We start from the raw sequence: 256 nt of genomic DNA, 5'->3' as shown, positions 1-256 counted from the left end.
ACAGGCTCGTCAGCTCGCCCGAGAGCGTGTCGGTCCTCGGTGACCCGAACGGTCTCGCCGCCCGGGGTCGTGCGGCCATCGAGGCGACGATGCGTTCGGCGGCGGTGTCGCGGCGCCCGGCCGCCGAAGCCGTGGCCGCGGTGCGCGCGATCCGGCGTCACGAGCTGCTGCGGATCGTCCTCGCCGACGAGGTCGAGCGTGGCGGGCAGCCGCTGGGCGGCGAGGTGCTCGTCGTCGCCATGGGCAGCTTCGGTGG

At 75.4% G+C, this 256-nt stretch carries 1 protein-coding gene; it reads left to right on the top strand.

The features are described from left to right. On the top strand, window positions 1-256 hold a 256-nt coding region (locus ACPYOM_RS23030), incomplete at both ends, for a hypothetical protein (RefSeq protein ID WP_481347746.1).

The sequence above is a fragment of the Monashia sp. HAY1-2A genome, from assembly GCF_056755315.1.
Note: the sequence above shows the minus strand (reverse complement) of the source record. Positions and strands in the feature narration are given on the sequence as shown.